Below are 14110 nucleotides of genomic sequence, written 5' to 3'. Positions count from 1 at the left end.
TACCGACTCTGCGGCAACCACCTGCGTCGCACGATGCAACGCACGCCGCTCACGCCGCACAGCGCTCAGTACAGAAAAATCCGGATCGTCGCCGACGCGTCGAACGGCCCGATCTTCGGCGGTCCGAACGACTTGAGCACCGCGTCGAGCATCACGCTCTGATTGGCGACGTTGGCCGCAAACTGCGCGAGCGTAAATTGCTTGTTGAATTCGATCGCCTTGCCCTGGCTGTCTTCCAGGCCAATGCCGAAGTTGCTCTTGCTGTCAGGCACCAGCAAGCCGTTCTGCACGTCGCCCTTCGTCGCTTCAAAGTAACCGTCGACGCGCACCGGGATGCTGCATTTCTTCGTCAGCGACAGCGAAAACCGCTCGCGCGGCACGGCCGGCAGGAAGCCATTGCCGGACGCCTGCACCTGGCGGAAATTGACGATGCCGGGCTCGGGCGTCACCAGCACGTCGACGGTGCATGGCGTCGGCTTGAGTTTTTGCAGCCCGCTCAGGTAGTAGCGGAAACTTCCATTGCTGTTCAGCCCGCGCTCGCCGTCGAACTGGAACACCGCATAGGTGTCTGACGGCGGCGTCACCCACGTTCCGCGCTTGCGCACGACAATCTGATACGTGATGCTGATCGGCACCTTGGGGCACCACCCTTGCCCGACCTCCCAATCACTCAAACGGCACACGCCCACGGAACTGCCCGTTTCGATGCGATCACCCAGCAAGCTGCCGTGCCCGTAATGGTCTTCGCCACCGTAGCGAATGCCGACTTCGAGCCCCCATGCAGCCGGATTCTGCGTCGCCGGATTCGCGTAGAAGTAAACCGGCTCGGGAAAGTTCTGCAGCCTGGGGATATCCTTGTAGCAATAGCCGGTCGTCGTGCGCGGTGGCGAGACCCAGATCACGTAGCCGTCCGGCGCGTCGGTCGGATACGACGCGACATTGCCGATCGATTCGGTCAGCGACATGCCGCTGCCGTTCGCGACACATTTCAACGCCCATGCCGGCTGCGCAAGCGCGACGAATAGCGCGAGCACACACCACCGGAGCCACTTGGGCATCCGCGTCGTCACCCCGCTTCGCGTGCCCCAGCTCATTTCTTCACGCTCTTGCAAGCACCGGCCTCACACGCATACTCCACCGCCACCTGGCCGCCGTAGTCGTCCACATGCGTGACGAACAGCGTCGACGGCGTCGCGGCCTTGAACGGCACGTCGGCCGTGCTCATCGGGCTGATCATCACCGGGTCCAGCGGCACGGGCGTCTTCTGTGCGCCCGACGCCACGTCGACGATCGTGATGTGATAGGGCGTCGGGTTGTCGAACACCAGCTTGTGCGCGGCCGCGTCCACACGCAGCGTCATCGGCAGCGTCCAGTCCTCGTCGCGCACCGGCTGCACGGCCTTCGGCCGGTAGAACAGCTTCATCTGCGTATGCAGCGCGATCTGCAGCGAGTTCGGCACATCGCTCTTCGGCGGTACTTCGCGAATGTTCAGGTAGAACACCGTTTCGCGATCGGCCGGCAGCTCGGCACCCGGCAGCTTTGCGATCCGCAGCACGTTGCGCTCGTTCGCTTCGACGCGTTGCAGCGGGGGCACGACCATCAGCGGCGACGTGATCTTGTTGTGTTTCTCGTCCTCGAGCCAAGACTGCACGAGATACGGATAGGTCGTGCTCTTGTTGGTGATCGTGACGATCGCAGCCTGTTCGCCTTCGTTGAAGATCACGCGTGTGCGGTCCGGCACGATCGCCGCCTGCGCGGCACCCGCGAGCAGCGCGCCGGCGGTGGCGAGCACGCACCATGCGCGCCGCGGAAAGGAAAAGGAGAGGGAATGGTTCATCGCTGGATCCGTGAAATCATCGTTCGACCCGCGCAGCCGCTGCATGCGACTCGCCGGGTGTCTGGCACGTCACCGGAATCGGCGTGCCTTCGAGTTGAAGCTGGTTCGGCAGTGCGTCGACCGTGCAAAGCGTGCGTTCGCCCGCCCGCACCGCGAGCGTGGATTTCGGCTGAACCTGGGTCAGGAACGCTGCACCGCCCTCGCCGACGATGCCGAGTTCCTTGCCGTTCACCGCGTCCTGCACGGACGCGCCGAACGGCAACGGCTTGCCGGCCGCATCGGTCAGCGTCAGGTACAGGTTGCTACCGCGCGCGGCAGTGAACTTCACGAAGCCGATCGCGCCGTCGGTCAGCACCATGCGCTGGATCGGGTTCGTCACCTGCACTTCGAGCGGCAGCTTCTCGACGTTGACGGTCGCGTCGTATACGTTGTACGGCGAGATGCCGTCGAGCACCCCATAGCCGCGCGAATCGGTATGCGTGAGCGAGCCGGACAGCGGTACGTCGGGCACGCCGTCGGTGGACACCAGCAAGCGCGTATCGCCCGCGTTGCCGTTCGCGTGCGCGGAGATGCCGTACTGCGTCGCGACGAACGAGCCGTCGACCTCGAGCGACGCGGCCGCATACGAATTGGCAAGCGTCGACGCCTGCGCGGTGAGCTGGTACGTCGACGAGCGCTGCCGGAAGCTCGCGTTCGCCGATGCACGACCGTCGGTCGCGCCCGTGTTGATCTGGTAGGTACGGCCGTCCGCATCGTCGTAGATGTAGCCGGCGTTCACGCTCGTACTGCCGCTGCCCGTCGTCACGTTCGACGTGACGGTGTGTTTGGCGCCGATCGGCAGCGTCGCGGTGACGGAAAACTGGTTGCCGTTCGCGCCCGCGCTCTGCGTGCGAAATGCCGACACGTTCACGCTCACGTTGCGCAGCGCGCCGATCGAGAACGCGCGCGTCAACGTGATGCCGACGCGCTGCTCGGACGCGCGCGCCCAGTAGGTCGTCTGGTCGTACGAGAAATAGGTCGACGTGTCGCCGAAGCGCTTAGACATCGACGCCGAATAGCGCTGCTTGCTGTTGGCAAGGCCGTATGAAGTCGGATCGCCCGTGAACTGTGCGAAGTTTGTGTACTCGCGCTCAGAAAAACGGTAGCCGAAGAAGCGCACGTCGGCATCGAGCGTGTCGAAGTGCTTCGAATAGTTGACGCGGTACGAGTTGCCGTTGCGTGTCGCGCCGTTCCACCACAGGCGCGCCCGTGCATGCGTGACGTCGGCCGACAGCGCGCCGAACGATCCGAAATCGCGACCGAGGCCCAGCGCGATCGACGTATAGCCCGACGCGGCGATGAAACCGCCGTACACGGTGAAGTCCAGCGGCAGGCCGTATGCCACTTCGCCGAAACCGAAGAATGGCGTAATGCCGGCGCCGCCGAACTGGCGCGGCTTGCCGAGCGCCATCTTGTAGCGCAATTGCCCGGTACGCGCGAGGAACGGCACGGCTGCCGTCGTCACCTGGAAGCGCTGCACGCTGCCGTCCTCTTCCTCGACCGCGACGTCGAGCGTGCCCTGCACGCTCGTGTTGATGTTCTGCAGCGCAAAGGCGCCCGGCGACACGCGCGTCACGTACAGCACGCGGCCTGCCTGCGACACGGTCACGGTCGCGTTGGTGCGCGCGACGCCCGAGATCAGCGGCGCATAGCCGCGCAACGACGGCGGCAGCATGCGGTCGTCGCTGCGGATCGACGCGCCCGTCAGCGCGAACGTGTCGAAAATGTCGGAGCTCAGGTAGTCGTCGCCGAACGTCGCGGTCGACTGGATCGACGGCAGCGCGCGAAATGCGTAAAGCCGGCTGAAGCGGAACGTTCGGTCCGCGTACGCTGTGTTGCCGACGTTCGACTGCGCCTGGTAGTCGCCACGAAAGCGCCATGCGTCCCAGTTCGCGCCGATCGTCCCGTAGGCCTGGATCGAATTCGTCTGTCGGCCTGCCGCGCCGAAGCTGCGGTTGGTGTTCGCGATCACGCGATAGTCGAGCATCGCGCCGGGAATCCCTTCGGACCAGTTCTCCGGCGGCAGGTAGGTCGAATCGGTGAACTCGAGCGCGGCCTGCGGAATCGTGATCTTGAGCCGCCCGTCGCTTTTCAGGTAACGCACGGTCGCCCCTTCGATCGCCGTCAGGTCGACGCAGCTTCCGCCCTGGAAACGCGGCAGGTCCTTCGCAAGCGACGGCTTCAGGCCGAACCGCGCGACGAGTTCCGGTCGCAGGCACGGCTTGCCCGCGCCGGACGCGTCGACGGCCACGAACTCGATCGCCTGCAGCCCGAGGAACAGGTCGTTGACCTGCACGTCGAGCATGTACTCGCCCGGCAGCGTGAAGTCGGGCTGCGAGAACTGCGACAGGTCGACGTTGCTCGTTCCGCCGATGTCGAGGAACGACGAATTGAATTCCGTCGCATGGCTCTGGCTGCCGACAACCAGCACGGAGACGCAAAGGAAGGAATGTCTGATTCGCACGCGGCGCTACCGGAAGTCCGAGGAGAAGAAAACAGGAAGGAAAGAAGAGGGAGGAAGGGATGCACGCACCCCTCCTCCGATACAGGCGCTTACTCGTAGCGAACCGTGAAGTTCGCGACGCTGTCGGCCGTACCCGGCGTCACGCCGGCAGCCGTCGCTTCGTAGCGCGCCCCGAACGTCACGGTGTTGTTGCCCTTCGACAGCAGCGTCGGCGCAGCTTGCTCGACGCCGTTGTCGAGGTCTTCACCCGACGCGCTCTGCAGACGGATGCCGACGTTGGTTGCGGAACCGATCGTTGCGAGCAGCTTCGGCTGCGTTGCGTTCGACGTGCCCGTGAACGTGAACTTCGCCTGCTTCGACACGCTGGTGTCGCAATCCGTCAGCGTGATCTGGAACGTGACCGGCTGGGACTTGTCGCCAGCCTTCGTGAACGCGTTAGTCGGCACCTTGCCGAGCTGCACGGTCTGGTTGACCGAACCCGAATCGATGCCGCATGCGCCCGCGACGATCTCGCCCTTGAAGTTGATCGTGCCGGTGCCCGCTGCGAAAGCCGAGGTCGACAGGGCCGCGAGTGCGACAGCGGTCAGGAGGGATTTTTTCATGACGTTACCCGTAAGGAGTGCAAATGGAGTAGATGACGTGGCGGACACAAACGGCAGCGTGTGGTGGCTCCCGTCCGTCACGAGGCGGCATTATCGAGATAAACATGAAAGTTTTCTGTAAATCATTGTCAAATCTCTCTGACAATGTCCGATTCATCCCTCTAAATTCATACTCTTTCCCATCAATTTTCAATCCATTTATTTTTATCCGCAGTCCTTCTTTATTTTTCGGAAGCAATTGAAGATTAAAGAAATTTCCGAACGACAACCGACGCCACCCCGCTCATCCTTGCTGGCATTGACTCCCGCAAGATCCCTCCGGAAAAAGACAAAACATTGTCCGGCTCCGCCATCGTTGTCATACGACAACGCCAATATCAAATCATTTTCAACAAACAGGAAATTAACCGGCGATTTAATCAAGCCAATTTTTTCGCGCAAACGATTGCGATATAAATACAAACGTTTTACCGCGACACTTTGCCGCCCTCATTATTTCCAATACATGGATTAATCCGGGCGTCAATTCCGGAACGGAAAGCGCGTGCCTGCGTGGCCGCCGGAACCCGACATTCGGGCCGCATCGCAGGTGCGAAGAAAGGAAAAATGAACCGCACACGTTTGCGCGTCCGGCGACACGAACGGTCGCCGGACGCGGGTCGTTCCGGAACGCACATGTGCGCGCTGCCGCAGGATGAAAAACGTCCTGGCCGGCCTGTCGGTGGGGAAATTCGGTGGAGAAAGATAGCGCGAGAACAGCGATATCGGTCGAAGCAAGCGGCGGCGGCACGTCGCATCGTACCGCCGCCGTTGTGCCGCCTGGCGCGCTGCCGCGTCAGGCGACGGGTATTACGCGGACGCCTCGGCCTCCGCCGACACCGGCGACCAGCCGCCGCCGAGCGCGCGGTACAGCGTGATCGCATTCGCGAGCCTGAGCTGCTTGAGCCGGATCAGCTCCTGCCCCGACTCGTAGGTACTGCGCTGCGCGTCGAGCAGTTCGAGATACGTCGCCACACCCCCCGCGTAGCGGCGCTCCGCGAGCTTCAGCCGCGCGCCGTCGGCCGCATACACGTCCTGCTGCGCGGCAAGCTGGCGATCGATCCAGTCGCGCGCGGCGAATGCGTCGGCCACTTCGCGGAACGCGGTCTGCACCGTCTTCTCGTATTCGGCCACCGCGATGTGCTTGCGCGCGTTCGCGACGTCGAGGTTCGCGCGATTGCGTCCGCCCGCGAAGATCGGCAGCGTGATGCGCGGCGCGAACGTCCACACGCCCGTGCCGCCGGTAAACAGGCTCGAGAATGCGTCGCTGACCGAGCCGTAATCGGTCGTCAGCGTGATGCGCGGGAAGAACGCCGCGCGCGCGGCGCCGATCTGCGCGTTGGCGGCCTTGAGCCGCGACTCCGCCTGCCGGATGTCCGGCCGCCGCTCGAGCAGCGCACTCGGTGCGCCGGGCGCCACGGGCGCGATCGACAGCGTGTCGAGCGCGGTCGTGTCGCCGGGCGCGTTGCGCGCGAAATCGCCCGCGAGCAACTGCAGCGCCCGCACGGACTGCGCATGCTCGCGCTCCAGTGCGGCCTGCGACGCGCGCGCGGAGGCCACCAGCATCTCGGCCGAGCGCAGTTCGATCGCGTCGCTCGTGCCGGCTGCATAACGGCGCTGCGTGAGCGCGGCCATGCGTTCGCGTGCGTCCAGCGTACGCTGCGCCAACGCGAGCTGTTCATGCAACGCGCGCTCCGAGACGTACGCGCCCGCCACATCGGCAATCACGCCGATACGCACCGTGCGCTGTGCGTTGGCCGTCGCGAAATACTCGGCGAGCGCCGCGTCGGACAGACTGCGCACGCGGCCGAACAGGTCGAGCTCGTACGCGCTGATGCCGACGCCCGCGCGATACAGCCCGCTGATCGCGCTTTCGCGCACGACCGGATCGTACTGACGCGCACGGTCATAGCCCAGATTCGCATCGACCGACGGCATCCGGTCCGCGCGCTGCACACCGTACAGCGCACGCGCTTCCTCGAGCCGGCCGGCCGCGACCCGCAGGTCGCGGTTGTTCGCGAGCGCCGCATCGATCCATGCCTGCAGCGCGGCATCGGTAAAGTACGTGCGCCAGTCGTCGAGCAGCGCGGCGTCGGCGGGCGACGTTGCGGCCGCCGCGGGTGCGGCACCGCCGTCGGCCGGCGCATAGGTAGCCGGCACTGGCGCCGCCGGCCGCTCGTAACGCGGCGCAAGCGTGCAGCCGGCCAGCGCGAGCGCGGCGGCCAGCGCTACCTGAACCCGCAGCGCGGCGCGTGCATTGAGCGCAAACATCATTGGGAACCCTCCATCGTCGCCGGCTGCACCCCGCCGCGCCGGCGCGGGCCGACGCCGAACAGGCGGCCGACGATCACGAAAAACAGCGGGACGAGAAACACCGCGAGCACGGTCGCCGTGATCACGCCGCCCAGCACGCCGGTGCCGATCGCCATCTGCGCGCCGGACGCGGCGCCCGACGCGAACGCGAGCGGCAGCACGCCGACGCCGAACGCGAGCGACGTCATCACGATCGGCCGCAGCCGCAGACGCGCGGCCTCGAGCGCCGCGTCGACGAGCGACATGCGCTGCGCGACCAGGTCCTTCGCGACTTCGACGATCAGGATCGCGTTCTTCGCGGACAGCCCGATCGTCGCGATCAGCCCCACCTTGAAGTAGATGTCGTTCGGCATCATCCGCAGCGTGACGCCGAGCACCGCGCCGATCACGCCGAGCGGCACGACCAGCATCACCGCGAACGGGATCGACCAGCTCTCGTAAAGCGCCGCGAGCGCGAGGAACACGACGAGCACCGACAGCGCGAACAGCATCGGCGCCTGCGCGCCCGACAGCCGCTCCTCGAACGACTGCCCCGACCACGAGTAGCCGGTGCCGGCCGGCAGCTTCCCGGCGAGCCGCTCGATCGCGGCCATCGCCTCGCCGCTGCTGTGGCCTTCCGCGGCCGAGCCGTTGATCGTGAACGACGGAAAGCCGTTGTAGCGCGTGAGCTGCGGCGGCCCGAGCGTCCAGTGCAACGTCGTGAACGCCGCGAGCGGCACCATCTCGCCATGCGAGTTGCGCACGCGCAGCTTCTTCACGTCGTCCGGATCGAGCCGGTGCAGCCCGTCGGCCTGCACGATCACGCGCCGCACCTGCGTGCCGTGCATGAAGTCGCCGATATAGTCGGAGCCGAACATCACCGCGAGCGTCGTGTTGATCTCGTCCATCGACACGCCGAGCGCGGACGCCTTCGCGCGATCGATGTCGAGCTTCAGTTGCGGCGCGTCCTGCGTGCCGGCGAACATCAGGTCGGTCAACGCCGGATCCTCGCGGCCCGTCGCGAGCAGTTGCTCGCGCGCGGCGCTGAACGTCGCGTAGTCGAGCCCGCCGCGGTTCTGCAGCCGGAAGTCGAAGCCGCTCGTCGAACCGAGATCGGGCAGCGCCGGCGAGTTCATCGCAAACACCGTCGTGTTCGGCGTGCCCGCGAAGCGCTCGTTGATGCGCGCGACGATCGCCTGCACGTGCGCGTCTTCGGACTTGCGCTCCTTCCAGTTCTTCAGCGTAACGAAGATCATCCCGCCGTTCGGCCCTTCGCCGTACAGGTTGAAACCGCCGAGCGCGAACGTATACGCGGCCGGCTCGTCATTGCGGATGTAAGACTCGACTTCCCGCACGCTCTGCATCGTTTCCGCGAGCGGCGTGCCTTGCGGGCGGATCACCATCACCATGAAGTTGCCCTGGTCCTCGTCCGGCAGGAACGCGGTCGGCAGCTGCGTGAGCATCAGCGCCGCGGCACCGGTCAGCGCGCCGTACACGACGAGCCAGCGCACCGGCTTCTTCAGCATCTTGCCGACGCGCGTTGCGTAGCGCTGCGTCGAACTCGCGACGAAGCGGTTGAACCAGCCGAAGAAGCCGCGCTTCTCGTGATGGTCGCCGGACACCGGCTTGAGCAGCGTCGCACACAGCGCGGGCGTCAGCGACAGTGCGAGGAAGGCCGAGAAGCCGATCGACACCGCGAGCGACAGCGCGAACTGCCGGTAGATGTTGCCCACCGCGCCACCGAAGAACGCCATCGGCAAGAACACCGACGTCAGCACCACGGTGATCCCGATGATCGCGCCGCTGATCTGCTTCATCGCCTTGACGGTCGCATCGTAGGGCCCGAGCCCCTCCTCGACCATCAGCCGCTCGACGTTCTCGACCACGACGATCGCGTCGTCGACGAGGATGCCGATCGCGAGCACCATCCCGAACATCGTCAGCACGTTGATCGAGAAGCCCGCCGCATACATCACGCCGAACGTGCCCGCGAGCGCGACCGGCACGACGAGCGTCGGGATCAGCGTCGCCCGCAGGTTCTGCATGAACAGGAACATCACGAGGAACACGAGCACGCCGGCCTCGATCAGCGTCGTGACGACCTTGTTCATCGACACGCGCACGAACGACGACGTCTCGTACGGGATCTGGTACTTCACGCCCGGCGGGAAATACGCGGACAGCTCGTCCATCGTCGCGCGCACGCGCTTCTCGGTGGAGACCGCGTTCGAGCCCGGCGCGAGCTTGATGCCCATCCCGGTCGCGACCTTGCCGTTCACGTACGACGGGTAGTTGTAGTCGTTGCCGCCGAACTCGATGCGTGCGACGTCGCGCAGGTACAGCGCGGAGCCGTCGGCCTGCGTGCGCAGCGCGATCGCGCCGAAATCGGCGGGCGTCTTGAGCGGCGCATCGGCGAACACGGTCGCCGCGATCGGCGCGCTGGCCGGCACTGCGGTGCGGCCGATGTCGCCGATCGTCACACGCGCGTTGTGTGCGCGCACCGCCGACGCGATATCGGACGCGGTGAGGCCGTGCCCGGCCATCTTCACCGGGTCAGGCCAGATCCGCATCGCGTACTCGGCGCCCCAGAACTGCACCTTGCCGACGCCCTCGACACGACGCAGTGCCTGCACGACGTTCGCCGACGCATATTCGCCGAGCTGCACGCCGGTCATCCGGCCGTCGTCGGACGTCAGCGACACCACGAACTGGATGTTGTCGGCGGCCTTCTCGACCTGGATGCCGTCACGCCGCACCGGTTCGGGCAGCCGCGCCTCGACCGTCTTCAGCCGGTTCTGCACTTCGACCGCCGCGAGATCGGCATTCACGCCCTGCTTGAACGTCAGGTACAGCGACGCCATCCCGGCGCTGCTGGTGGCCGACGTGTACATCAGCCCCGGTGCGCCGTTCATCTCGCGCTCGATCAGCGCGGTCACCGATTCCTCGACGACCTGCGCGGACGCGCCCGGGTACGTCGCATAGATGCTGACGACGGGCGGTGCGATGTCCGGGTACTGCGCCACGGGCAGCGCGCGAATCGCGAATGCGCCGCCCAGCATGATGAAGATTGCGATCACCCACGCGAAGACGGGGCGATCGATGAAGAAACGTGCCATGGTGGTGTGGTGTTAACCAGTCAGGTTTGACGGGCGGCCGCCTGCGAAGCGGCTGCTGCCGGCGCCGCCTTCGACGGCGGCGCCTGCTCGACGGGCTTGACGGCCGTCTCGGGCGCGAACTGCGCGGCGTTGTCGACGATCACGCGCTCGCCGCCCGCGAGGCCGCGCGTGATACGCCAGTCATGGCCGGTCATCTGGTCGGCCACGACTTCGACGTCCTTGACCTTGCCGTTCGTACCGACGACCCGCACCGACGTGCGGTCGGTCGTGCGCAGCAGCGCATCGCGCGGCACGAGGATCGCCCGCTGGTCGACGGCCGTGTCGAGCGCGATCCGCACATACGCGCCCGGCAGCAACTCGCGCTCCGGATTCGGGAACAGCGCGCGCATCGCGACGGTGTCGGTGGTCGGATCGACCGCGAGATCGCTGAACAGCAGCTTGCCCTTCAGCGGATACGCGGTGCCGTCGGCGCGCAGCAGCGTCACCGCGATGTCGTGCTGCGCGATGCCCGTCGCGCGTCCGCTCTTCACCGCGCGGCGCAGCGCGTCGACGTCGGCGGCCGGCTGCGAGAAGTTCACGTAGATCGGATCGAGCTGCTCGACGGTCGTGAGCGGCGTCGCCTGGTCCTGGCCGACGAGCGCGCCTTCGGTCACGAGCGCGCGCCGTGCGCGGCCCGCGATCGGCGCGGTGACGGTCGCATAGTCGAGCTGCAACTGCGCCCGTGCGAGCTCCGCCTTCGCGGACGCGACGTCGGCCTTCGCCTGCGTGTCGTCGGCAACGGCCTCGGTGTGGTCGCGCTCGCTCACTGCGCGGTCGCGCACGAGATCGTCGTAACGGCGGCGCTTGTCGCTCGCCGCGAGCGCGGCGGCCTGCGCCTTCGCGAGCGCACCCTGTGCGGCATCGCGCGCGGCCTTCAGCGGCGCGGGATCGATGCGGAACAGCACCGCGCCCTGCTTCACTTCCTGGCCTTCCTCATAGGTGCGTGCGGTCACGATGCCCGCGACCCGTGCGCGTACTTCCGCTTGCCGGTATGCGTCGAGCCGGCCCGGCAATTCGACGGTCATCGGCACGGCCGTCGGATGCACCGTCACGACCGTGGCCTGTTTCGCGGTCTCCGGCGCGGTGTCCTTGTCGCCCTTTCCACATCCGGCCAGGGCCAGCACGGCCGCCAGCGCGAACGGCGCCAGCCGGTGGCGCAACAGGGAGCGATTGTTATTCATGTGTGACCTCGGATCGATCGCCGCCGATAAAATGCGGCAGCTCAGGGTGGCCGATTATAATCAGTCACGACTGATTAAATACACACCACTTCAATCTGACCGTCACACTGTCTCAATAAAACGACAGCGAACTGTAAGGAATCTCAGGACATGGCCCGCAAGACCCGCGAAGAATCGCTCGCCATCAAGCACCGGATCCTCGACGCCGCCGAGCTCGTGCTGCTCGAGAAAGGCGTGGCGCAAACCGCGATGGCGGATCTCGCCGAGGCCGCCGGGATGTCGCGCGGCGCCGTCTACGGCCACTACCGCAACAAGATGGAAGTGTGTCTCGCGATGTGCGACCGCGCGTTCGCGCGCACGTCGGAAGGCTTCGACGCGGGCGACGGGCTGCCGCCGCTCGCCACGCTGCGGCACGCCGCATCGCACTATCTGCAGGAATGCGGCGAGCCGGGCCCGATGCAGCGCGTGCTCGTGATCCTCTATACGAAGTGCGAGCAGAGCGAAGAGAACGGCGCGCTGCAGCGGCGCCGCATGCTGCTCGAATTGCAGATGCTGCGGATCACGAAGGCACTGCTGCGCCGCGCGATCGCGGCCGGCGAAATCGCCGCCGATCTCGACGTGCATCTGGCCGCCGTCTATCTCGTGTCGCTGCTCGAAGGCGTGTTCGCGTCGATGATCTGGACCAACCGGCTGCGCGGCAACCTGTGGAACGACGCCGAGGCCATGCTCGACGCCGGCTTCGACACCGTGCGCACGTCCGCCGCGTTGCGCAGCCGCGCGCACAAATTGCCGGGCTGATTGAAATTGTCGTAATAAATGCTGATTTAACCCGATTTACCGCACTGCGAAACGAATGAGCTGACCCCCTTTAAAATTTTTAACGTTTTGCGGAACATCGGTAGACTGACGCTGTCATCTTTCTTTAGCGTCTTCGTGATAACCGGGTACGACCCGGTATGCACGCCGCCGTTCGAAGCGGGCCCGCCCCGCGCGTTGGGTCGAACGGAAACGACACAGGCCCCTGGCGGGGCCTGTTTTGTTGCACGCCCGCCGCCCGCCCCGTCGCTGCCCGACGGCTGTGCCGCCGGTGGCCCCTGCCCACACCCCTTTGAACCGCTTTCCTGGATGTGGACACCTTGGTCAAGTCTGCCGCTACCCCTGATGCTTTCGCGCCCGGCCGCGCGCAGCGCATTGCGCGCGCGCTCGTGCCGGCCGCTGTGCTCGGCGCCCTCGCCGCCCTCGGCCTCGCCGCACTGCCGGCCGTGTCGCAATTGCCGGGCGCCGTCGACTCGGGCACGGCCGCGCTGCCGCAGCGCGTGCTGTCCGACACGCCGTTTCCCACCGCGCAGCATTTCGTGACGAGCGAGCTCGCCCGCACGCTCGACGAGCGCAACGATGCTGGCGAACGCCACGACCGCAGTCAGCAGCCGGGTCTGTTCGCACCGCTCAGCGCACACCGCAACGACATGCTCGGCTATGCGAGCCTGTTCCAGTTCGCGGCCCCTGCAAACCAGCACGGCATGCGCGCGGGCGATATCGAGCTCACGCTGTCCGATACGCTGAACCGTCTCGACGTGCCGCCCGAGGTGCGCATCCAGCTCGGCGATCTCGTCAGCGGCAAGGTCGCGATGCGGGCGAGCGCGCAGCGCGGCGACTATTACCGCGTCGCGTTCGATACGAACGACGGCACACCGCGCCTCACCGCGCTCGAACTGCGCGTCGCCGGCCGCACGTTCGGCGCGATCTGGTTCCGCGCACCGGGCGCCGAGCACGGCGCGTACTACGCGCTCGACGGCTCGCCGCTCGAAGCCGCCGCCTTCACGATGCCGGTCAAGTGGACGCGCATCAGCTCGTTCTTCGGCGAGCGCATCCATCCGCTGTCGCAGGCGATGGCGTTCCACACGGGCGTCGATCTCGCCGCGCCGACCGGCACGCCCGTCGACGCGGCAGCCGACGGCGTCGTGTCGTTCGTCGGCACCGATCCGGGTGGCTACGGCCGCTACGTGATCGTCGATCACGCCGATGGTTACTCGACCTACTACGCGCACCTGTCCGCGTTCGCGCACGACCTCAAGACGGGCGAGACCGTGAAGCAGGGCCAGCGCATCGGCTCGGTCGGGATGACCGGCGCCGCGACGGGCCCGCACCTGCACTTCGAGGTGCGCGTCGCGAACAATCCGGTCGATCCGCTCGTCACGCTCGCGAGCGCGCAGACGGCGCTGTCCGACATGCAGCTCACCGCCTTTCGCCAGGAAGCGGCGCAATGGCGCTTCCGCCTCGCGTCGATCAATACGGCGCCGTTCGCGTTCGCGCAGAACGACGGGCCGCTGTGGGGCGATTTCGCGACCGACTCCTCGACGCTGCGCGCGGTCTTCAATACGCGTTACTCCGCGTCGTGATGCACCTGCCACGCGCCGTCGCTCGACGAGCAGCGGCGCGCGGCCGGCCCTCTACCGCTCTTGTCCGCCCTGCCCGGCGGGCTGTCGGCTACGCAGGTTCGC

9 protein-coding genes are annotated in these 14110 nt (G+C 66.3%); 2 read left to right on the top strand and 7 right to left on the bottom strand.

What is annotated here, in order from left to right:
* Nucleotides 1-65: 65 nt before the first annotated feature.
* From QZM67_RS15100 to QZM67_RS15070, 7 genes are all read right to left on the bottom strand, one after another.
* Complete coding sequence (locus tag QZM67_RS15100; protein ID WP_301804346.1) at nt 66-1058, bottom strand: fimbrial protein; 993 nt, start codon at nt 1056-1058, stop codon at nt 66-68.
* Between the two features lie 32 nt (nt 1059-1090).
* Nucleotides 1091-1837, bottom strand: a complete 747-nt coding sequence (locus tag QZM67_RS15095; RefSeq protein WP_301804344.1) for a molecular chaperone — start codon at nt 1835-1837, stop codon at nt 1091-1093.
* A 16-nt stretch (nt 1838-1853) separates the two neighbouring features.
* Nucleotides 1854-4307, bottom strand: coding sequence for a fimbria/pilus outer membrane usher protein (locus tag QZM67_RS15090; protein WP_301804342.1), 2454 nt, complete (start codon nt 4305-4307; stop codon nt 1854-1856).
* A gap of 122 nt (nt 4308-4429) precedes the next feature.
* Complete coding sequence (locus QZM67_RS15085) at nt 4430-4942, bottom strand: fimbrial protein (protein WP_175022542.1); 513 nt, start codon at nt 4940-4942, stop codon at nt 4430-4432.
* Between the two features lie 849 nt (nt 4943-5791).
* Nucleotides 5792-7252, bottom strand: a complete 1461-nt coding sequence (locus tag QZM67_RS15080; protein WP_301804825.1) for an efflux transporter outer membrane subunit — start codon at nt 7250-7252, stop codon at nt 5792-5794.
* The gene (locus QZM67_RS15075; RefSeq protein WP_301804338.1) at nt 7252-10389 is read right to left on the bottom strand and encodes a multidrug efflux RND transporter permease subunit; all 3138 of its coding nucleotides are present in this window, start codon (nt 10387-10389) and stop codon (nt 7252-7254) included. Before QZM67_RS15075 ends, QZM67_RS15080 begins: the two co-directional genes overlap by 1 nt.
* Before the next feature lie 20 nt (nt 10390-10409).
* Nucleotides 10410-11609, bottom strand: a complete 1200-nt coding sequence (locus QZM67_RS15070; protein WP_301804335.1) for a MexX/AxyX family multidrug efflux RND transporter periplasmic adaptor subunit — start codon at nt 11607-11609, stop codon at nt 10410-10412.
* Between the two features lie 150 nt (nt 11610-11759).
* Between QZM67_RS15070 and QZM67_RS15065 the strand changes: the two genes are divergently transcribed.
* Both QZM67_RS15065 and QZM67_RS15060 read left to right on the top strand, forming a co-directional pair.
* A complete protein-coding gene (locus QZM67_RS15065; protein ID WP_301804333.1) occupies nt 11760-12407 on the top strand; it encodes a TetR family transcriptional regulator in 648 nt (215 codons plus the stop codon).
* Between the two features lie 338 nt (nt 12408-12745).
* Nucleotides 12746-14008, top strand: a complete 1263-nt coding sequence (locus QZM67_RS15060; protein ID WP_301804331.1) for a M23 family metallopeptidase — start codon at nt 12746-12748, stop codon at nt 14006-14008.
* Nucleotides 14009-14110 lie beyond the last annotated feature (102 nt).

Source organism: Burkholderia sp. AU45251 (assembly GCF_030482905.1).
Lineage (GTDB): Bacteria > Pseudomonadota > Gammaproteobacteria > Burkholderiales > Burkholderiaceae > Burkholderia > Burkholderia aenigmatica.
Note: the sequence above shows the minus strand (reverse complement) of the source record. Positions and strands in the feature narration are given on the sequence as shown.

Coding starts and splice junctions, on each gene's coding strand:
- QZM67_RS15075 (WP_301804338.1), bottom strand. CDS start 10,389: ATGGCACGTTTCTTCATCGATCGCCCCGTCTTCGCGTGGGTGATCGCA.
- QZM67_RS15065 (WP_301804333.1), top strand. CDS start 11,760: ATGGCCCGCAAGACCCGCGAAGAATCGCTCGCCATCAAGCACCGGATC.
- QZM67_RS15100 (WP_301804346.1), bottom strand. CDS start 1,058: ATGCCCAAGTGGCTCCGGTGGTGTGTGCTCGCGCTATTCGTCGCGCTT.
- QZM67_RS15080 (WP_301804825.1), bottom strand. CDS start 7,252: ATGTTTGCGCTCAATGCACGCGCCGCGCTGCGGGTTCAGGTAGCGCTG.
- QZM67_RS15095 (WP_301804344.1), bottom strand. CDS start 1,837: ATGAACCATTCCCTCTCCTTTTCCTTTCCGCGGCGCGCATGGTGCGTG.
- QZM67_RS15085 (WP_175022542.1), bottom strand. CDS start 4,942: ATGAAAAAATCCCTCCTGACCGCTGTCGCACTCGCGGCCCTGTCGACC.
- QZM67_RS15070 (WP_301804335.1), bottom strand. CDS start 11,609: ATGAATAACAATCGCTCCCTGTTGCGCCACCGGCTGGCGCCGTTCGCG.